Source organism: Promicromonospora kroppenstedtii (genome assembly GCF_044389675.1).
In the GTDB taxonomy this organism is placed as follows: Bacteria; Actinomycetota; Actinomycetes; order Actinomycetales; family Cellulomonadaceae; genus Promicromonospora; species Promicromonospora kroppenstedtii.
Genome location: NZ_JBIRYI010000018.1, coordinates 53,639 through 72,773, shown reverse-complemented (window position 1 = coordinate 72,773; position 19,135 = coordinate 53,639). Strand labels below are relative to the sequence as shown.

Sequence of the window (19,135 nt, the reverse complement as noted above, 5' to 3'; positions counted from 1 at the left end):
GCACACCGGCCCGATTCCCCCACAGTTCCCCCAAGGCACCCTGCCAACCGGCGAACCACGAGGTCAGGGCCACATGACACGCTTCAACGTCTAACCTGCAGCACAGGTCGCCCTGTCGCCGCGACGGGCTACCTGCTCCCTCGCAGATTGCGGGCCCGTGCCAGTCCGCAAGTAGTCCGCACGAGTCCGTCTGGCCCCAACCTGACCAACGGCCGGGACGGTCCCGGCCGTTGTCACTCTCACCGCACCGTGCCAGATGTCCTACTGCGATCCACGAAATACCGTCGGCGCCGATGGCGATAAAGCACTCTGTGCGGACGAGCGTGGTCAGGGACTGATGCCGCCGAGGAGGGTGTCGGTGTACTCCACCGGCTTTCCGGTCCGGCGCGCGTAGCGGATCTCGCGTTTCGTGGATTCTCCGATGTAGTCACCTGGGTTGATCACCATGACGCGGTCGGCGAGGTCGATCTCTGCGAAGTGCAGCACGCCGAGCGCGGCCTTCTGTTTGTCGGTGATCTGGTCGCCGGCGTGCTCGAACTCGGCGGGTGCGATGACGATTGCTCCGGCGAGGGTCAGGTCACGATTCACCGCGCGGAACTGCTCAGCGAACCGAGTCGAGCCGCACAAGCACACGATCTGCGGGCGGGCTTTCATCACGGCCGCAGGATTGATCCGTGGTCGCTGACCATGGCGACAGCCACACCGTGCTTGGCAGCCAGCGCTGTGAAGGTGGCTCGGCCGGCCCGTGCCTGACTCCAGGCGAAGGCGCCGTAAATCAGCGAGGTGCCGATGCTGTAGTCCGTCATCCGGCTTTCGAGCTCCGCGTCGCGAAGCAAGTCCTCGTCCGTTACCGCGTCTGGACCGTTCATCGGCGGGAAGGTCCGGATCAACTCGCTGTAGAACGCCCTGAGATTCGGCGTCGTCACTTCCGGGTTGTCGTACGAGTGGTCCTCGGACCACTGGGACTGCTCCTCCCACCATGCAGGGAAGCCGGCGTCGGTGACCGCTGCGGGGTCGAACGCGAGGATGTCGTAACTCATGGGGGCACCGTAGCTGCCTCATTGCGCGCTGAACCTCCCAGTCCCGATCCACTTCCAGCGCACACAAGAGCGCCGTCTCTCGACCGAGGATGCAGTTTTCCTTACCGCGGCTGACCGGCTGGCACCATGGCAGGCTTCCTGCGCGCCTTCATAGCGTCGTGTCGTGCCCGCGCAACCCGGTGCGGCACGGGGGAACGGTGCGAGAGATGCTCACAGGCAGAGGTACAGCCACCGACGCGGTCCGGCTCACGGCTGTCCGCAAGGTCTATGGCAGGCGTGGGAACGAGGTCGTCGCGCTCGACGATGTGACGACGCAGTTCGGGCGAGGCACGTTCACGGTGATCATGGGTCCGTCCGGCTCCGGCAAGAGCACGCTGCTGCAGTGTGCGGCAGGGCTCGACCAGCCGACGTCGGGTTCTGTCGTCCTGGAGGACAACGAGCTCAGCACGATGACCGAGACCGAGCTGACGGAGCTGCGGCGCGACCGCGTCGGCTTCATCTTCCAGGCATTCAACCTGCTCCCAGTCCTGACGGTGGAGCAGAACGTGACGCTGCCGCTCCGGCTCGCGGGCCGCAGCCCGGCCAAGGGCCGCGTGGCGAACGTGCTCGAACAGGTGGGGCTGGCCCAACGGCGCAAGCATCGTCCGGCGGAGCTGTCCGGCGGGCAGCAGCAGCGGGTCGCCATCGCACGGGCGCTGATCACCGAGCCGGCCGTCATCTTCGCCGACGAGCCGACCGGTGCGCTGGACACGAGGACCGCGCGGGACGTGCTCGGCCTGCTGCGCCGTTCGGTGCGGGAGACCGGCCAGACGATCGTGATGGTGACGCACGACCCGGTCGCGGCGTCCTACGCCGATCGTGTGCTGTTCCTCGCCGACGGACGCGTGGTGGGTGAGCTCCACTCTCCGACGGCGGACGCCGTGGCCGAGCGGATGACCCACCTGGGCGCCTACGCGGATGAACCGTCCCTGTCGCCGTCGACGGCCGTGGGAGGACAGCACTGATGTTCCAGCTCGCGCTCCGCACCCTGCGTTTCCGCATGGGGACGTTCGTGGCCGCGTTCCTTGCCATGTTCTTCGCCGCGATCGTCCTGATGGCCTGTGGCGGACTGATCGAGACGGGCATCCGCGCCGCGGTCCCTCCGCAGCAGCTCGGCTCGGCCGACGTCGTCGTCGCCGGCGACCAGACGTACGCCGCACCCGGCGGCGACGAGGACGAGCCGGCGATCCTCCCCGAGCGCGTCCGCGTCGACGCCGGGCTCGAGAGCGTCATCTCGGCGCTGCCCGGCGTGCGGGAGACCGAGAGCTACGTCTTCGAGGGCACTCCGCCGGCCGGGGCCGTCGACGCGATCGGTGTCGTCGCCGAACCGGGCACCGACCTCGCCGCGCTCCGCGCGCAGGTCGACGCCGAGCTGGACGCGACGACGTCGACCCTCGTGGGCGACGAACGCGGGCGGGCGGAGCTGCGTGGTGCCACGGCCTCCAGCGTGAACGTGGTCTCGCTCGCCGGAGTCTTCACCGCGTTCGCACTGCTGGTGTCGATCTTCGGCGTGGCGTCGATGCTCGGGCTCTCGATCGCCCAGCGGCAGAAGGAGCTGGCCCTGCTGCGCGCCATCGGGGCGACGCCCCGGCAGGTGCGCAGGCTGATCTTCCGCGAGACCCTCGTGCTCTCGCTCGTCGCCACCGCGGCCGCCTACCTTCCCGGTCAGTTCCTCGGCAAGCTCGTGTTCGACCTGCTGGCCCAGCAGGGCATCGCCACGGCTGGCGTGGCCTTCCACCAGGGCTGGATACCGTCCGTGGCGGCGACGGTCGTGGCGATCCTCGCCGCGCTCGGTGGCGCGCTGGGGGCCGGACGGCGGGCGGCTCGGACGAAGCCGAGCCAGGCGCTCTCCGAGGCCTCGCTCGACGGCGGGCTGATCAGTGGGTGGCGATTCCTCGCCGGGCTGCTGTTCGTCGCCGCCGGGGTCGCGCTGACCATCGTCACCGTGACCGCGCTGAGCGGGCCGCTCGCCCCGGCGACCGCCGCTCCCGCGGTCATCGTGCTGACCATCGGCCTCGCGCTGCTCGCGCCCGTCCTCGCGAGGGTCATGATCCTCGTGATCCAGTGGCCGGTGCGCGCCCTCGGCGGACTCACCGGCGACCTCGCCGTCCTCAACGCGCGGGGCCGGACCAGCCGGCTGGCGGCCGTCCTCGGCCCCGTCATCCTGCTGACCGGCGTCTCGACCGGGATGCTGTACCTGCAGACCACCAACGACGCCGCCGACAAGGAGGCCTACGCCGCCGGGGTCGTCGCCGACGCGGTGGTGACGGCGGACGACGGGGTCGACCCGCAGCTCGTCGAGGAGATCGACCGGCTACCCGGCGTCGCGGGAGCGTCCGCGTACGTCAGCAGCGTCGGCTTCGTCGAGAACCCCGACGACGTGTCACCGATGGGCGAGGGCTGGAACCTCCAGGGTGTCACGGCGCAGGGCGCGGAGGCGACCACGCCGGTGGACGTCACCGCCGGTGCGCTCGCCGACCTGCGGGGCGCGACGGTCGCGATCGAGGACAAGCACGCCGGCAGGCTCGGCGTCGACATCGGCGACACGATCACGCTCCGGATGGGGGACAACACCCTCCTCGACGTGCGGGTGGCCGCGCTGTTCTCCGCCACGGACGGCTATGACACGCTGCTGCTCCCGGCCGAGACCCTGGCGGACCACACCACCGCGGGCGTTCCGACCCGCGTCCTGGTCACCGCGCAGGACGGCACCGATCCCGGGCAGCTCGTCGCCGCCCTGACCGAGCTCGCCGCCGCCCGGGACGGTCTGACGGTCGCCGACCGCGAGGTCCTGTTCGACGAGTACGAGGACCAGAAGAAGACGGCGTCGTACGCCATCTACATCATGGTGCTCATGCTCGTCGGGTACTCGGCGATCACCACGATCAACACCCTGGTGTCCAGCACGTCGGCGCGACAGCGGGAGTTCGGGCTCCAGCGGCTCGTGGGATCGACCCGCCGTCAGGTGCTGCGGATGGTCGGCGTCGAGGCCGCGATCGTGGCCGTCACCGGCGTCGTCCTGGGCACCGGTGCGGCGCTCGGCATCCTGGTCCCGCTGAGCCTCGACCGCCTGGGCTCCCTGATCCCCGCGGGACCGCCGCTGGTCTACGTGGCCATCGTCGGGCTGGTCGTACTGCTGACGCTCGGCGCGACCCTGCTCCCGGCGTGGCAGGCCACGCGCGTCCGCCCGGCCGAGGCGGCCGTCTCGGTCGAGTAGCGACCGAAGGTGCAGTACTGCCTGTGGGCACGGAGGAAATCCTCCGTGCCCACGGCGGATCCCACCATTCCAGGGCACATGCCCCGAAACCTACGTTCGAGGTATGGAAAACAGACCGATCACACCCGTGCTCGCGCAGCCGACCGCTCCAGGAAGCGACTGAGATGACCATCGTCCTCGAGCCACCAGCCCCGGCCGAGCGCCCGGCCCCGGCCCGTATCGGCAAGCCTGCGATCGGTGCGCTGGGCACCCTCGCCCTCGCTCTCGGCACCCTGCAGACCGTGGTGGACCCGGCGCGTCCGCTGCTCGAGCGCGAGCTCGGCGTCGACTCGGCCGCGGCGGCCCTCATCGCCAGCACGCTGCTGATCACCGGCGCGATCGTCGCGCCCATCGCGGGCAAGCTCGGCGACCGCTACGGCGGAAAGCGCGTGCTGCTCGTGCTCATGGCGCTGGTCTCCGCGGGCGGCCTGCTGTCGAGCCTGGCACCCAACCTGCCGGTCCTGCTGATCGGTCAGACGCTGCAGGGAGCCATGGTGGGCGCGCTGCCCCTGTCGTTCATCCTGGTGCGCAAGAACTTCCCCACAGGACAGACGCAGGTGGCCATCGGCGTGGTGAGCGCGCTGTTCACCGCCGGGGGCATCGTGGGCACGCTGGTCGCCGGGCCGCTCGCGGAGGGCCTGTCCTGGCACTGGATCTTCGCGGCACCGACGATCGTGATCGTCGCGGCGACGGCAGTCGTGCTCCGGCTGATGCCGAACGACCCGCCGAGCGAAGAGGGCACCAGGATCGACTGGCCCGGCGTTGCCCTGCTGAGCGCCACGCTGGTCGCGCTCATGCTGGGCCTGCTGGTGGTGACCGGTGGCGGCGTGTCGCCGCTGGCCGTCGGCGCCATCGTGCTGGTCGTCGCAGCGCTCGCCGCGGCCTGGGTGGCGGTCGAGCGCCGGGCGATCTCCCCGATGGTCGAGCTGCGCATGCTGGCGGCGCCCGCCATGTGGAGCGCGGCCGTGCTCACCGTCGCCGTCGCGGCGATCTCGGCGATGCTGCAGACGTTCGTCCCCAAGCTGTTCCAGGTGTCGGGGGAGGGCTACGGCCTGGGGCTCGACACCACCGACATCGGGCTGTTCATGATGCCGGCCTCCATCGCCGGGGTGCTGGCGGGCTCTGTGGGCGGGCTCGCCGTGCAGCGCTACGGCGCACGCGCCGTGGCCACCACGGGTGCGGTCGCCACCGCCGGAATCCTCCTGACCGTCGCCGCGCTGCACGACACGGTGTGGCAGCTCGTCGTGGCGCGGGCGCTCGCCGCCTTCGTCGGTGGCCTGATCACGACGGCACTGCTCGCCAGCACCGCGACCTCCGTGGCACAGAAGGACACGGGGATCGCCACCAGCCTCCTCGTCGTGATCCGACTGATCGGCGCCGTCGCGGGTGGCCAGGCCGCCGGATCGATCCTGGACGCCGGGAACGACCCGACGACCGGGGTGCCTGCCGAGTCGGCCTTCGTCACCGGCTTTCTCGTGGCCGCCCTCGTGGCCGCCCTGTCCCTGCTCGTCGTCCGTCACCTGAAGAAGGAAGTCCGGTCATGACATCTCGGCCCGAAACCGCCCGGCGCACGGTCCTGATCGCCGGCGCAAGTCTTGCCGGTCCCACCCTGGCGTACTGGCTGCACCGATACGGGTTCGCCGTCACGGTCGTCGAGAAGGCGCACGCACCTCGTGGGGGCGGCTACCCGATCGACGTCCGTGGCACCGCGATCGAGGTGGTCCGGCGGATGGGAATCCTGCCCCGGCTGCAGGCCGCGCACATCGACACCGGACGGTTCACCTTCCTGGACGCCGACGGCGCCGAGGTGGCAGTGCTCCACCCCCATGCGGTCGCCGGAAGCGTCGCGGGACAGGACCTCGAGGTGGCGCGCGGGGACCTCACCACCGCGCTGTACGAGACGGTCCGGGACGACGTCGAGTTCGTGTTCGACGACGCCATCGACCGCCTCGATCAGCAGGGGCACGGGGTCCACGTCACGTTCCGCAGCGGCAGGCAACGCACGTTCGACGTGGTGGTCGGCGCCGACGGCATGCACTCGGGCACCCGGAAGGCGCTGTTCGGGCCCGAGGAGCAGTTCCACCGGTACCTGGGCTACGGGTTCGCCGTGTTCACCATGCCCAACTTCCTCGGGCTGACGCGCGAGCTGCTGATGTGGAACACCCCCGGGAGGGCCGCCGCGCTCTACGCCACCGGGGACGCCGACGACGGCCTGCACGCGTTCCTGAACTTCCACCAGCCGGAACAGCCGCTCCGCGTCCTGCGGGACCCGGACGCCCAGCGGGACCTGGTCGCCGGCACCTACGCCGGTGCGGGCTGGGAGGTCACCCGCATCGTCTATGCCATGCACCAGGCGGACGACCTCTTCTTCGACACGGCGGGCCAGATCCGCATGCCCCGCTGGTCGAGCGGCCGGGTGGCTTTCGTCGGCGACGCCGCCTACGCGCCGTCGTTCCTGACCGGACAGGGGTCCAGCCTGGCGCTGGTGGGCGCCTACATGCTCGCCAGGTCGCTGGCCACGCACGGTGACCACGTCGACGCCTTCGCCGCCTACGAGCGTGACACCCGCGAGTTCGTCACGATGAACCAGGCACTGGTCGACAGGGGTGGCGCCCGGCTGTTCCCCACCACCGCCGAGGCGCTGGGACAGCGCAATGCCATGCTCCGGGAGCTGGTCGCCATGCCGGCCACGACGCCGCAGCCCGCCCACTCGGCCCTCGCGCTCCCGGCGCCCGCGCCGACGGCGTGAGCCCGGTCCGGAACACGGAGGAAATCCCTACCGCTCCCGGGGGAACACACCCTGTCCCGGCAGTGCGGCCCCACGGCAGGCTGGCAGCATGCAGACCATGACCCTCGACCCGCGAGTACGGCGGTCCGGGCGGAGCCGCGGCTGGACGCGCTGGCTCGGCGCGCCGTTGTCCTCCGCCACCTGGCGTTCGTACTGCTACCTGTGGCTCATGCTCCTCCTGGGGCCGTTCGCCCTCGCCTACGTGCTGGTCACCGTGGCGGTCACGGCCGGAGCCGCCGTGACCGTGGTGGGGCTGTTCGTCGCCGGCGGGCTCGTGGTGGGCGGACGATGGTGGGGCACCACCTACCGCCGCCTGGCGGGCCACCTGCTGGACACGCACGTCGCGGCGCCCGTGCCCCGGCGGACACGCAGGGGCTTCTGGCCGCGTCTCGGCGCAGCGCTCGGTGACCCGGTGGGCTGGCGAGCACTGCTGTTCGCGCTCGCGGCCCTGCCGGTGACGCTCGCCGGGTTCATCGTGAGCACCGCGTGCCTCGTGCTCGGGTTCGGCGGCGTGACCTACTGGACCTGGTTCTGGTCGCTGCCCCCCGAGCTCGCCATGGACAGCTCGTGGCACACTCCGGCCGGCCTCGCCCTCGTCGCGCTGGGCGGCCTGGTGGTGCTGGTCCTGTGGCCGTCGGCCCAGTCGGTCTTCGTCGCCCTGCTGAAGCTGCTGACCAGGGTGCTGCTCGGCCCCACGGCCGCCAGCCTGCGGGTCGCCGAGCTGGAGCGCTCCCGCGCGGGCACGGTGCAGGACGCCGATGCCCGCCTGCGCCGGATCGAGCGGGATCTGCACGACGGTACCCAGGCGCGCCTCGTCGCCGTCGGCATGCAGCTCGGGGAGGCGCGCGAGCAGCTGGTCTCCGGCGAGACGGACACCCTGGGTGAGCTGCTCGAGACAGCGCACGCGTCGACCAAGGACGCCCTGGCCGAGCTCCGGGAGCTGGCCCGGGGCATCCACCCGCCGGCGCTGGACAGCGGTCTCGCGGTCGCCCTCGAGACGCTCGCCGCACGCGCGCCGCTACCCGTCGCGGCGGACATCGACCCGGAGGTCGAGGCGGGCGGCCGTCTGGCACCGGCGATCGAGTCGATCGTCTACTTCTCGATCGCCGAGCTGGTCACCAACGCGGCCAAGCACGCGCACGCGTCGCGGGTCCAGGTGCGGGTCGAGGTCGCCGCCGACGGTGGGAGCGGCATCCTGCACATCCGGGTGCGGGACGACGGCGTCGGGGGCGCGACCGTCGTCGCCCCCGACGGTTCCGGGCTGCGGTCGGGCCTCGCGGGGCTCGCAGAGCGCGTCGGTTCGGTCGACGGCACGTTCGAGCTGTCCAGCCCCGTCGGAGGGCCCACCGTCGTGACCATGACGCTCCCCGCGGTGCGCGCCGGCACGGAAGGTACGCACCGCACGGGCACAGGTAGCCGCGCATGACCGGGCCGGACGCGACGCCCTCGGGTGGCCTGCGGGTGGTGCTCGCGGAGGACTCCGGGATCCTGCGCGACGGGCTCGTCGCCCTGCTGGCGCGGAGGGGGCACGAGGTGACGGCCGTGCCGGACGGCGAGACCCTGGAGCGCGAGGTCCTGCTCCTCGCGCGCGAGTCGACGCTGCCCGACGTCGTGGTCGCGGACATCCGTATGCCACCCACGTTCACCGACGAGGGCCTGCGCACAGTCGTCGCGTTGCGGGAGCAGTTTCCCGGACTGCCCGTGCTGCTGTTCTCGCAGTACGTGGAGACGCGGTACGCCGGCACCCTGCTCCAGGGTGACGCGCGCGCCGTGGGGTACCTCCTGAAGGACCGCGTGGTCGACGTGGGGGAGTTCGTCCAGGCCCTCGCGCGGGTCGCCCGGGGCGAGACGGTGCTCGACCCGGAGGTGGTCTCCCAGCTCATGGGCGCCTCCGACCGCGATGCCGGCCGGGCGCGACTGTCCGGCAGGGAGCGCGAGGTGCTCGAGCTCATCGCGCAGGGCCGGTCGAACGGCGGCATCGCGGAGCGGCTGTTCCTCTCCCAGGGCGCCGTGGAGAAGAACGTCGCGGCGATCTTCCAGAAGCTCGACCTGCCGTACGACGCGGCGGACAACCGCCGGGTGCTCGCTGTGCTGCGTTACCTGGGGACCTGAGCGTACGTCGGCGGGCGGACGACGAACCCGGTCGCCCCGAGGCGTCGCCGACCTCAGACCGCCAGCCGCGCCAGGGCACCCGACTCGAGTGCCACCCAGACGGCGCCGTCCGGGCCCGTGGTGACGCCGTGCGGCTCGGAGTCCGGGGTGGGCAGGTCGTGGCCGGTGACGACGCCGTCGGTGGTCATGGAGCACAGGCGGTTCCCGGCCCACTCGGTGAACCAGACGGCGCCCCCGGGCCCGGCGGTGATGGCGTGGGGCCGGGCGGCGCGGTCGGGGAGGTCGAACTCGGTGACGGCGCCGTCGGTCCCGACCCGGCCGATCTGGCCCGACGCGATCGCCGTGTACCAGAGCGCGCCGTCGGGGCCGAGCGTCAGGCCGACGGGCGCCGCGCCCGCGGTGGGCAGCGGGAACATCGTGACGCCGCCGTCGGTGCCGACACGGCCGACGGCGTTGCCCTGGTTGAGCGTGAACCACATGCCGCCGTCCGCTCCCGCGGTGATGGCGGAGGGGAACCCGTCGGTCGTGCCCAGCGAGTACTCGGTGACGTCCCCGTCCGTCGTGATCCGGCCGATCCGGCCCGCGGCGGTCTCCGTGAACCACAGGGCACCGTCGGGTCCGGCCGCGATGCCGTACGGACCGCACGACGGCGTCGGCAGGTCGAACTCCGTGAGGGAGCCGTCGACGGTGAGCCGGCCGATGCGGTGCGCCCGGTACTGCGTGAACCACAGGGCCCCGTCGGGGCCCGGCGTGATGATCGTGGGGCCGGAGTCCGGTCCGACGTCGACGTAGCTGGGCTCACCACCAGGGACCAGCCGGCCGATCCGGCCGCTCTCGACGACCGTGAACCACAGCGCGCCGTCGGGTCCGGTCGTGACCCCGTACGCCCCGGGTGCCACGGCGTACTCCCGGACGTGCGCCGGGTCCACTGCGCTTGCTCCAGGGGTTGTCGGGTCGTGCGTCATGGGAGCAGTCCTTCGCAGGTCGGGAGCGTCGGGAGGCGCAGTGGTACGGGCCGTGCCGCAACGCATCATGACGGACCGCGACGAGTCCTGCCGCTCTATTTCGCCCTGCCGCTAGGATCTGGCGCGGTCAGGCTGACGACGAACGAGAGAGAGCTCCCGTGGGTACCTGGGGTCCGGGCAACTTCGACGACGACGCCGCGGCGGACCACCTGTCGCGCCTCACCGACCAGCTGGTGACGGAGGTCGCCGAGGCGATGTCCGGTGACCCGGTCGGGATCGAGCCCGACGAGTACTGGGGTGTTGCCGTCCCCGCGAACCTGGAGCTGCTGGCGGTGCTCGCCCGTACCGACCACGTCGGCGTCCTGCTCCCGGAGGTCGCGACCATCGAGGCGTGGAAGAGCGACTACCTGGCGGTCTGGGACAGCACGGTCGATGGGCTCGGCCCCTCGCCGGAGTTCCGGGCGGCCCGGCGCGCCGTGCTGGTCCGCACGTTCGACGACCTCGCCGAGCTCCGGCGGCTGGCCGACGCGGGCTGAGTGCCGATGCCGGCGCCGGCGTCCCGCGCAGTAGCCTCGGGCCCATGACCCTGGGTGTGCTCTACGTCGTGGTGACCGGTGCGGGCGCGACCCGGCAGGTGCCGACCCTGTTCCTGCCGCCCGCCGCCGAGCGGGGCTGGGACGTGCGTGTACTGGCCACCGGGCAGGCGGCGAGCGCCTTCCCCGAGTCGATGGCGCAGATCGAGGGGGTCACGGGGCATCCGGTGCGGACGAGCTTCCACACCACGGTCGGGTACTCGCTGCCCGACCCGGACGCCGTGGTTGTGGCCCCGGCGACGTACAACACGCTCACGAAATGGGCGCTGGGCATCGCCGACACCTACGTGCTGACCCGCCTGGCCGAGCAGGTCGGACGCCGCGTCCCGATCGTGGCCGCGCCCTACGTCCACACCAGGTTCGCCGCGCACCCGACCTACGAGGGCAGCCTCGCGACGCTGAAGCAGTGGGGCGTGCGCCTCGTGATCGGCCCGGGCGAGCCGCACGAACCGGGTGCCGCCGAGCCGGACGACTTCCCGTGGGCGGAGATCCTGGAGACGGTGACCTCGGCCCGTGAAGGAGCGGTCACGCCTCGACCGTGACCTCCACGGCGACGTCGTCGGCGTCGAACCGCACGGTCGGCCAGTAGCCGTCCAGGAAGTGCTGCCCGCACGAGTCGTCGAGGTGCAGCACGACGTCGCCGTCGGCGAGCACCTCCACGGTCTGCAGGACGAGGTCGCGCGCCGCCTCGGCGAGCTCGTCCGCGGTCGGCTCCTCGGTGCTGAACTCGTTGACGACGGCGTCGGTCGCGCGCCGGTGCCAGCCCGCGCGGTCCGCGTAGACCGCCGCGACGCGCGGCAGCAGGGCGGACGCCGCAGCGGCGTCGGTCGCGTTCAGCATGAGCCCGGGCTCGCCGTCGGCCGTGTCGGCGTCTGCCGAGTACCAGTCGTGGACCAGGGTCTCGCCGCTGGTCAGCGTGGTTGTGGCACGGGCGAGCTCGCCCCAGGGGGACGGGACGGTCGCGGCGTCGTCGGGCATGCGCCGATGCTAGCGAGCGGACGCGTGCCGACCACGCCCGGCCCTGCTGTTACGGTGAGCGCAGTGCACGGGAGTCCGGTATGCCGGGCTGAGAGGGAGTACTCGAACTCCGACCGTTGAACCTGATCCGGATCATGCCGGCGCAGGAAGCGACTCAGGACGTGGGGCCGTCAGGTGCCCGTCCTCCTGTGCCGACGGACATCCGACGGACAGGGAGCACCCCGATGGCAGACCTTGCCACCAGTACCGATGCCACCAGCACCGACGAGACGGCCGGGCTGCGCGGCGACCCGATGCGCTTCGGCGTCGGCGCCCGCATCACCGCGGCGGTCATGTCGGACGACTACGTCGACGTGATCCTGGGCGCGCTGCGCGAGACCGACAGCACGGGGCTGGTCGTCGAGACCGGCGACGTGAGCACCTACGTGGGCGGCTCCGAGACCGACCTGCTGCGGTACGTCACCGACCTGACGGCCGGGATCGCGGCGTCGGGCAAGCACGCCGCCATCACCGTGCACCTCTCCCGGGGCTGCCCGGGGGAGGTGGTCTGCGAGCTGCCCGGCGGCGCGGGGCCGCGCGTCACCGAGGTGCCGGAGGGCCGCGACACGGGCCGGTTCGTCACGGCCGAGTGGGCCCTGTACCCCCTCGCCGACGACGTCCGCGCCGACGTGACGCCCGACCACATGCGCGACATCTACGCCGCGATCGAGCTGGCCAAGGAGAACGGCACGTTCCACGGTTCGCAGCACTTCGTCACGCGCCTGGAGGGCGACGCCGGCCGCGTGCTCGCCAGCGCGTTCGCCGGGTGGGTCCTCGCGGGCCGCACGGTCCAGCACGTGACCAGCCACCTCACCCTCTCGGTGAACAGCCCGAGCCACGCGGGCGGCACCCATGAGTGAGACGACGGAACGCCGTCGCGCGCGGCTGCCCCTGCGCGACATCGTGCTCATGGTGATGCTCGGCGTCGTCTTCGGGTTCCTGTACTGGGCGCTCGTGCAGGCGTGGAACGGGCTCGCCGTGGCCATGGGGCCGGCCGGCGACCTGGCCCAGCACGTGCTGCTGGGCGGCTGGCTGCTGGTGGCGCCGATCGCGGTCGCGATCATCCGCAAGCCCTTCGTCGGCATCATCGCCGAGGTGATCGCGTCGGTGGTCGAGGTGGTCTTCCTCGGCTCGCCGGTCGGGCCGCTCCTGCTGGTGGCCGCCGCGATCCAGGGCGCGGGCAGCGAGCTGCCGTTCGCGCTCACGCGCTACCGGAAGTTCGGGTGGGGCGTCTACGCGCTCTCGGGCGTGCTCGGCGCGGGCCTCGTCTTCGTGTGGTCCGCGTTCCGGTTCGACTGGTACGGGCAGGACATCCTGGCGCTGCGGCTCGGCCTCCAGCTCGTGTCCGGCCTGGTGCTGGGCGGGCTGCTCGCCAAGGTGATCGTCGACCGCCTGCACGGCACGGGGGTGCTCGACGAGTTCGCGATCGGCCGCGCGGCGGCCGCCCGGCGCGGGCCCGTGGTGCGGCGTGAGCGCTGACGCCGTCGTCGAGACCAGCGGCCTGGAGGCCGTGTACGGCACCGGCGACGGCGTGGGGCCCGTCGACCTGCGGATCGGCGCCGGGCAGAGCGTGCTCGTGCTCGGCCCGTCGGGGTCGGGCAAGTCCACGCTGCTGCGCCTGCTGCACGGCGCGGTCCCGTACGCCGTGCACGCGCAGGTGGACGGCGTCGTGAACGTCGCGGGCCGGCCGGTCGCCGGCACCGGCATCGCCGGGCTCGCCGACGTCGTCGGCGTCGTCGCCCAGGACCCCGAGTCCGGGGTCTGCCTGCCCGACGTGCTCGACGAGGTCGCGTTCCCGCTGGAGAACCTCGCCGTCGAACCCGCCGCGATCGGCCCGCTCGTGCGCACCGCGCTCGAGCGGGCCGGGGCGGCCGGCCTGGCCGGGCGCGCGACGGCGGAGCTGTCGGGCGGCGAGCTCCAGCGCGTGGCGCTCGCTGCGGCCGTCGCGGCGTCGCCCCGCCTGCTGCTGCTCGACGAACCGACCTCCATGCTCGACGCCGACGGGATCGACGCCGTGCGCCGCGCGCTCGACGTGGTGCGGCACGAGACCGAGGCCGCCTGCGTGCTCGTCGAGCACCGGCTGGACGAGCTCGCGGGCGACGCCGGGGCGGCCGGCCTGCCCGAGCGCTGGATCGTGCTCGGCACGGACGGGCGGGTGCGGCACGACGTCGCGGTCGGTGACCTGACGGCGCCGATGCTCCGGGACCTGGTGGGCGAGGGCTGCTGGCTCCCGCTCGACCTGGAGCTGCGCGCGCTCCTGGGCGACGGCGCGACGGGATCCGAAGGCGCGGGCGAGTCCCTCGCGGCCCGGCTGCTGCGGGAGCTCGGAGGGGACGACGCCACGCCCGCCCCCGACGCCGCACCCCGCCCCGCCCCGCTCGATGCCCCGATCCTCCGTGCCCACCGCCTCGCCGTGTCCCGCGGCCCCCGCGCCCGGCGCCGCGAGGTGCTCCACGACATCGACCTGGAGCTGCGGCCCGGCACCACGACCGCCCTGGTCGGCGCCAACGGCAGCGGCAAGTCCACGCTGCTGACCTGCCTCGCCGGCCTCGACCGCCCGGCCGCCGGCACCGTGGACGGCCCCCGCGCCGGGCTCGTGTTCCAGAACCCGGAGCACCAGTTCACCGCCATCACCGTGCGCCAGGAGATCGGCCACGGCCTCCCCGCGGACGCCGCGCCCCGCGTCGAAGAGGCCCTGGCCCACTTCGGCCTGACCCGGCTCGCCGACCACAGCCCCTACCGGCTGTCCGGCGGGCAGAAGCGCCGCCTGAGCCTCGCCGCCATGCTCGTGCACGAGCACCCGTTCCTGCTCGCCGACGAACCCGGGTTCGGCCTGGACCGCCACGCGTCCGTCGGCGTGCTCCGCGCCCTGCGCGACGTCGCCGCGGCCGGCCGGGGCGTGCTGTTCTCCAGCCACGACCTGCGCGCCGTGGCCGGCTACGCCGACCGCGTCCTCGTGCTCGCCGACGGCACGCTGCTCGCCGACACGACGCCCCTGGAACTGCTGCGCGACGAGCCGCTCCTGGAGCGCGCCGGCCTGCGACCGCCCGCCCTGCTGCGCCGGCTCGCCACCGAGGTCGACGACGGCCCGGCCCTGGTCGCTGTGCTGCGGGCCATGGACGCCGCCGCCCTCGCGCTCAGGGTGGCCGCATGACCGCCACCCACCCGCAGCCCGGACCGCAGGCGCCCGCCCGCTCCCTGCTCGCCCGCCGCAACCCCACGGTCAAGGCCGCGATCCTCCTGGCGGCGTCCCTCGCGACCCTCGGTTTCCTGGACCCCCGCCCCCTGCTCGTGCTCTGGGCGCTCGCGGTCGTGGCGGTCCTGGCGGCTGCGCGCCTGCCGGTGCGCACCCTGGTGCTCGGCCAGGTGCCGTTCGTGGTGTTCGGCGTGGGGCTCGTCGCGATCAACGCGTTGAGCCGCCCGGGCACCCCCGTGGCCCCGGGTGCGCCGGTCAGCGTCGAAGGGCTCACGATCGGCGTCGCCCTCGCGCTGCGCGGCCTCGTGATCGGCGTGCTCACCATCGGGTTCCTCGCCTCGACGCCGCCGCGCGACCTGATGGTCAGCCTCGTGCAGCACGCGCACCTCAGCCCGCGGTACGCCTACTCGGTGCTCGCCGGCCACCGCATGCTCGCGGCCATGCCGGCCCGGTGGGCCACCATCCGGGCGGCCCACGCGGTGCGCGCGCCGCTGCGCCGGGGTCGCCCCCGCTTCGGACCGGCCGACGCCGGACGGGCCGCCTTCGCGCTGCTCGTCACCTCGATCCGGTCGGCCGAGCGGATCGCGCTCGCGCTGGAGTCCCGCGGCCTCGGCGAGGGCTCCCGCACGGTCTGGCGCCCGGTCCCGATCGGCCGCTCCGACGTCGTCCTCGTGCTGGTGGTGGCGGCCGCCTGGGCGGGCGCGGCGATGCTCGGTGTCCGTCTCCGGTGAGCGGGAACGGTTACGGTCGAGGCACCTGAAGTCGATGCTGAGGAGCCCTCGAATGTCGATCCCCACGGTCGCCACGCCGTCCGGATACACCCTGCCCGCCGTCGGGTTCGGCACCTACCGTCTGCGCGGCGAGGCCGGAGCGAGCGCCGTCGCCGACGCACTGGACGCCGGCTACCGGCTGCTCGACTCGGCCGCGAGCTACCAGAACGAGGGCGCCGTGGGCGCGGCGGTGCGGCGCAGCGACGTGCCGCGCGAGGAGATCGTGGTGACCTCCAAGCTGCCCGGGAAGTACCAGGCGTTCGACGACGCGATCCAGACCGTCGAGGAGAGCGTGCTGCGCACCGGCCTGGACGCCGTCGACCTGTACCTCATCCACTGGCCCAACCCGTCCGTCGGCAAGTACGTCGAGGCCTGGCGCGCCCTGATCGAGGCCCGCGAGCGCGGCCTGGTTCGGCAGATCGGCGTCTGCAACTTCCTGCCCGAGCACCTCGACCGGCTCGCGCAGGAGACGGGCGAGCTGCCCGCGGTCAACCAGATCGAGCTGCACCCGTACTTCCCGCAGACCGAGGCGCTGGCGTTCCACCGGGAGCACGGGATCCTCACCGAGTCGTGGAGCCCGATCGGGCGCGGCAACGATCTGCTGGACAACCCGGTGATCACGCAGATCGCGCAGGCGCACGAGGTCAGCCCGGCGCAGACCGTGCTCGCGTGGCACGTGGCCTGCGGCGCGATCCCGCTGCCCAAGGCCGCGGGCCGCGTCCGGCGGCGGGAGAACCTGGCGATCTTCGACGTCGCGCTCACCGACGACGAGATCGCCCGCATCACTGCCCTGGGCCGCCCGGACGGCCGCACCGCGGGCCAGGACCCGGCGACGTACGAGGAGCTCTGACCCGGCGCGGTCCGGCAGCCGCGGCCGAGGCCGAGTCCGGTTCCCCGCCCGAATGAGTGGTCGGGAGAAGGTCAGGTGGTCGGCAGCTCGAGCTACCGACCACCTGACCTTCTACCGACCGCTTGACGTTCTGCCGACCACCCTCACGCGCAACCCGCCAGCCGAGCGCGTCACGGACGCCGCACGTGCTGTCCAGGTCCACCGGCCTGTCGCAGCCGGGCGCGGGCCACGATCAGCGCGGCGCCCGCCAGCAGCAGCGTGAGCGCCGTCAGGATCTGCCAGAGGCCGGAGAACCCGGTGGCCGCCAGCTCGTCGTCCGCCGGCGGGCCGTCGGCCGACGGCCCTGGCTCGTCGGTGCCGGCACCGGCGCCCGGCCCGTCACCCGGCTCATCGTCCGGGTCGTCGCCCGGTCCGTCGCCCTCGCCGGGGTCCGGTGTGGGCGTCGGCGTCGGCTCGGGGGAGCTCGGCTCCTTGTCCAGCGTCCCGCCACCGAGCCAGGCGGTCCCCGCGCCGGCCTCCGGCTCGACGTCGCGGTCGGGGACGGCCTCGTACTTCGCGGAGCGCACGCTCTTGGGCAGGGTCGGGTGCTCCTGCTCGAACTGCGCCTCGGGCATCGGGTCGCGCGGGGCCTCGGGGAACTCGATCCCGCCGGTGACGTCCATGTAGTAGTCCAGGCCGCCGTGCTCGTACTCGTACCGGAACTGCACGGTCTCGCGCGCCTCGAGGAACGCGTCGTACACGTCCTGCGGCTCCCAGCCCTCGCGTACCGGCCACTGCGACACGTCGCGGCTGCCGATGATGTCGTGGAACGCACCGGGCCGCACGGCGTCCCGCTGGCGCAGCCACTCCGCCGCGATCCGTGCCGTGTAGACGCGCCGCAGGTCGGCGTACTCGGGAGCGGTGTTCACGGCCTCCTCGATCAGCGGGGTCATGTGCTCGATCAGCACCTGGGTGTTCGCGTCCAGGACCGACTCGGGCACGAGATCCTCGCAGGACGGCCCGGGCGGCGCGGCGTCGACCTCGAACGGCTCCATCTGCACCCGCAGCGGCGAGTCCAGGATGTAGAGCTGGTCGCCGTCCTCGCGGGCGGACGCGGGCAGCGGATCGATCCACATGCGCCACGAGCCCCAGCAGAGCTCGCCGTTCGGGCCTGGCTCCAGCGCCTCGAAGAACTCCGCGCCGGACTCGGTGTCCGGATGCATGTTCGCGTAGAGGGTGCTCTTCAGCTCGAAGTCCGCCTCGAGCAGCACCCGGCCCGCCTCGGTCCGTGCGAACTGCTCGTCGATGATCTTGTCCGGCTGGTCGGGATTGAGGTTCACCCAGAACTGGCCGGGTTCGAGGGCGAGCCAGGTGAACAGCGCGTCGGACGACAGGTCGAGCGTCGCCTCGCCACCGAACGAGTCCGCCTCCCCGGGGAGCTCGTCGGCCGAGAACGCGTAGTCGAACTCGCCCGCGTCCGGATCGTCGGAGACGTATCGCAGCTCGAGGCTCGTCCAGTCGATCCCACCGAGGCGAAGCGGGCCGAAGGAGCGCGGGTTGTTGGTCGTCACCCACGACTTGGCGGACTGGAGCTTCTGGTTGTCGAGCGGGTTCGAGCCCGAGACGCTCGCCCGGCTCTGCACGGCGCCGCCGCTGGGCTGCCAGGTGCTGCCGCGCGGGTTGAACGCCGATCCGCTGCTCGGCCTGATCGGGTTGGTCTGCACGCCGTTCGTGTTCTGCACCGAATAGCTCGCGCCGGAAGCGCGCACCTGCTGCGCCGTGGTCGTGCTCGGCGTGCTGCCGAACACGTGATGTGCCCTGAAGCCGGACCTGGTCAGATCTCGGTACGAGTTGAGCTGCGCCTGCGAGACGCTGTTGCCAGGCGTGACGTTGACCAGCTGCTGCCGCCGCTGATTGACGGCGCTCGTCGTCTGGCCGTTCTGCAGGTTGGTGTCCCGGCACATCCAGTCCGCGGTATCCATCGGGAAAAGTGCCGACAGCGAGGCGCGCTCGAACCCGAGGTTGCTGCTGAAGGCGCGGTTCTCCCGTCCGTAGACCCGCTTGAAGCCCTCCCAGGATGCCGGGTCGTCGGTTGCCGCGAGGTACTGCTTGTAGCTCCACTCGAGCCGCTTCTGACTGTCCAGCGGTTCGGTGGCCCATTCGTCGGGGATCCGGTCCATGTACGCGAGGGTCGGTTCCTTGAGCGTGCCCAGGATCTTGTCGAGCTCGGCCGAGTAGGTGTAGTTCGCCTGGTCGGTCTCGACGGGCGCCGCTCCCGGTTCGGGGAAGTCGGCGTAGATGTAGTCCTCGGCCTGTCCCACGAGCTCCGAGCAGAGCTGGGTGTGAGAGTGCGCGAGGGCCTGGGGCGGGTCGAGCACCGGAACGAGTGCCGCTCCGCCGACGACGGCGGCGACCCCGAGAGCGGCGACCCGCAACAGCGGACGCCCGGGGCGGTCCCTGCGCCACCGTCTCGGGCGCTCAGGATCTCGGGTCTCGGGCGGAACGGGCGGTCGTGTCATGGTGGCTCTGC

Annotated in this window: 18 protein-coding genes and 1 riboswitch; of the genes, 13 read left to right on the top strand and 5 right to left on the bottom strand. The window is 72.6% G+C overall.

Going from position 1 to position 19,135, the window contains the following annotated elements; genetic code table 11:
- Positions 1 to 327: 327 nt before the first annotated feature.
- The gene (locus ACH47X_RS23685) at positions 328 to 654 is read right to left on the bottom strand and encodes a hypothetical protein (RefSeq protein WP_397407517.1); all 327 of its coding nucleotides are present in this window, start codon (positions 652 to 654) and stop codon (positions 328 to 330) included.
- A complete protein-coding gene (locus ACH47X_RS23680; protein WP_397407475.1) occupies positions 654 to 1,040 on the bottom strand; it encodes a hypothetical protein in 387 nt (128 codons plus the stop codon). Before ACH47X_RS23680 ends, ACH47X_RS23685 begins: the two co-directional genes overlap by 1 nt.
- Positions 1,041 to 1,246: 206 nt before the next feature.
- Between ACH47X_RS23680 and ACH47X_RS23675 the strand changes: the two genes are divergently transcribed.
- The 6 genes from ACH47X_RS23675 to ACH47X_RS23650 all read left to right on the top strand — a co-directional run bounded on the left by ACH47X_RS23675 (position 1,247) and on the right by ACH47X_RS23650 (position 9,235).
- Positions 1,247 to 2,044: an ABC transporter ATP-binding protein gene (locus ACH47X_RS23675; protein WP_397407473.1), complete on the top strand. Its 798-nt coding sequence runs from the start codon at positions 1,247 to 1,249 to the stop codon at positions 2,042 to 2,044.
- Positions 2,044 to 4,296 carry an ABC transporter permease gene (locus ACH47X_RS23670; protein ID WP_397407471.1) on the top strand — a complete coding sequence of 751 codons (2,253 nt, stop codon included), beginning with the start codon at positions 2,044 to 2,046 and terminating at the stop codon, positions 4,294 to 4,296. Before ACH47X_RS23675 ends, ACH47X_RS23670 begins: the two co-directional genes overlap by 1 nt.
- A 164-nt stretch (positions 4,297 to 4,460) precedes the next feature.
- On the top strand, positions 4,461 to 5,879 hold the full coding sequence (locus tag ACH47X_RS23665) for an MFS transporter (protein WP_397407469.1): 1,419 nt from the start codon (positions 4,461 to 4,463) through the stop codon (positions 5,877 to 5,879).
- Positions 5,876 to 7,084, top strand: coding sequence for an FAD-dependent monooxygenase (locus ACH47X_RS23660; RefSeq protein ID WP_397407467.1), 1,209 nt, complete (start codon positions 5,876 to 5,878; stop codon positions 7,082 to 7,084). The genes ACH47X_RS23665 and ACH47X_RS23660 overlap by 4 nt, the downstream gene beginning before the upstream one ends.
- 88 nt (positions 7,085 to 7,172) lie before the next feature.
- Complete coding sequence (locus ACH47X_RS23655; protein WP_397407465.1) at positions 7,173 to 8,549, top strand: sensor histidine kinase; 1,377 nt, start codon at positions 7,173 to 7,175, stop codon at positions 8,547 to 8,549.
- Positions 8,546 to 9,235: a response regulator gene (locus ACH47X_RS23650; RefSeq protein ID WP_397407463.1), complete on the top strand. Its 690-nt coding sequence runs from the start codon at positions 8,546 to 8,548 to the stop codon at positions 9,233 to 9,235. The genes ACH47X_RS23655 and ACH47X_RS23650 overlap by 4 nt, the downstream gene beginning before the upstream one ends.
- 53 nt (positions 9,236 to 9,288) lie before the next feature.
- Here ACH47X_RS23650 and ACH47X_RS23645 read toward each other — a convergent pair whose 3' ends face one another.
- Entirely contained in the window at positions 9,289 to 10,200 is a 912-nt protein-coding gene (locus ACH47X_RS23645; RefSeq protein WP_397407461.1) for a Vgb family protein, read from the bottom strand.
- 158 nt (positions 10,201 to 10,358) lie between these two features.
- Between ACH47X_RS23645 and ACH47X_RS23640 the strand changes: the two genes are divergently transcribed.
- Positions 10,359 to 10,736, top strand: coding sequence for a DUF4259 domain-containing protein (locus ACH47X_RS23640; protein WP_036970299.1), 378 nt, complete (start codon positions 10,359 to 10,361; stop codon positions 10,734 to 10,736).
- 44 nt (positions 10,737 to 10,780) lie between these two features.
- Complete coding sequence (locus tag ACH47X_RS23635; RefSeq protein ID WP_397407459.1) at positions 10,781 to 11,335, top strand: flavoprotein; 555 nt, start codon at positions 10,781 to 10,783, stop codon at positions 11,333 to 11,335.
- Here ACH47X_RS23635 and ACH47X_RS23630 read toward each other — a convergent pair.
- Entirely contained in the window at positions 11,319 to 11,771 is a 453-nt protein-coding gene (locus ACH47X_RS23630; RefSeq protein WP_397407457.1) for a hypothetical protein, read from the bottom strand. The genes ACH47X_RS23635 and ACH47X_RS23630 overlap by 17 nt on opposite strands.
- A gap of 57 nt (positions 11,772 to 11,828) precedes the next feature.
- Positions 11,829 to 11,937: riboswitch (TPP riboswitch) on the top strand.
- A gap of 58 nt (positions 11,938 to 11,995) precedes the next feature.
- On the opposite strand from ACH47X_RS23630, the gene ACH47X_RS23625 reads away from it, so the two are divergent.
- The 5 genes from ACH47X_RS23625 to ACH47X_RS23605 are packed head-to-tail and all read left to right on the top strand — an operon-like array spanning position 11,996 to position 16,626.
- Positions 11,996 to 12,670 (top strand): YkoF family thiamine/hydroxymethylpyrimidine-binding protein, encoded by a 675-nt coding sequence (locus ACH47X_RS23625; protein ID WP_397407455.1) that lies wholly within the window; start codon positions 11,996 to 11,998, stop codon positions 12,668 to 12,670.
- Positions 12,663 to 13,289 (top strand): ECF transporter S component, encoded by a 627-nt coding sequence (locus tag ACH47X_RS23620; protein WP_142033249.1) that lies wholly within the window; start codon positions 12,663 to 12,665, stop codon positions 13,287 to 13,289. The genes ACH47X_RS23625 and ACH47X_RS23620 overlap by 8 nt, the downstream gene beginning before the upstream one ends.
- Positions 13,279 to 14,964: an ABC transporter ATP-binding protein gene (locus tag ACH47X_RS23615; protein ID WP_397407452.1), complete on the top strand. Its 1,686-nt coding sequence runs from the start codon at positions 13,279 to 13,281 to the stop codon at positions 14,962 to 14,964. The genes ACH47X_RS23620 and ACH47X_RS23615 overlap by 11 nt, the downstream gene beginning before the upstream one ends.
- Complete coding sequence (locus tag ACH47X_RS23610; protein WP_397407451.1) at positions 14,961 to 15,737, top strand: energy-coupling factor transporter transmembrane component T family protein; 777 nt, start codon at positions 14,961 to 14,963, stop codon at positions 15,735 to 15,737. Before ACH47X_RS23615 ends, ACH47X_RS23610 begins: the two co-directional genes overlap by 4 nt.
- 52 nt (positions 15,738 to 15,789) lie before the next feature.
- Positions 15,790 to 16,626 carry an aldo/keto reductase gene (locus ACH47X_RS23605; protein ID WP_397407450.1) on the top strand — a complete coding sequence of 279 codons (837 nt, stop codon included), beginning with the start codon at positions 15,790 to 15,792 and terminating at the stop codon, positions 16,624 to 16,626.
- A 170-nt stretch (positions 16,627 to 16,796) separates the two neighbouring features.
- On the opposite strand, the gene ACH47X_RS23600 is transcribed toward ACH47X_RS23605, so the two are convergent.
- Positions 16,797 to 19,040, bottom strand: coding sequence for a hypothetical protein (locus tag ACH47X_RS23600; RefSeq protein ID WP_397407449.1), 2,244 nt, complete (start codon positions 19,038 to 19,040; stop codon positions 16,797 to 16,799).
- Positions 19,041 to 19,135 lie beyond the last annotated feature (95 nt).